This window comes from Pseudomonas yangonensis, from assembly GCF_009932725.1.
Taxonomy (GTDB): Bacteria; Pseudomonadota; Gammaproteobacteria; order Pseudomonadales; family Pseudomonadaceae; genus Aquipseudomonas; species Aquipseudomonas yangonensis.
Map to the genome: position 1 here is coordinate 1 of NZ_BLJU01000092.1, position 411 is coordinate 411.

Here is a 411-nt window from a genome sequence, read left to right on the forward strand (position 1 = left end):
GCCTGACGCACGCCATGACCAGCTCCGGCGCTCGCTCGAGACTGACCCGATTGCCCGGAGAGACGATCAGCGGCCGCACGCGATCCTTGCTGCGCAGCACCCAGCCGATTCGCTCGCCCTTCCTGCTCAGCAGCTCGACGCATGCACCCCGAGCCTCATCCAGCTCGGCGTGATGCCCCGTAAGAATCTTCTTGGCCACGCCAATGGTCGGCAAGCCGCTGACCACGCCCAGGTGCGCGGCAATACCCAAGCCGCGCGGGTGGGCGATACCGTGCCCGTCGACGAAGACCAGATCCGGCTCCTGCGGCAGATCAGCCAAGGCTCGAAGCAAGGCGGGCAATTCGCGAAAGGACAGCAGCCCCGGCACATAGGGCATGCTGGTGGGAATGCGTGCCACGCATTCGGCTAGCG

The 411-nt window shown here is 66.4% G+C and carries 1 protein-coding gene; it reads right to left on the reverse strand.

The features are described from left to right. The coding region (locus GYB81_RS23635; RefSeq protein WP_161897986.1) for an endonuclease V at window positions 1–411 on the reverse strand (411 nt) is incomplete at both ends.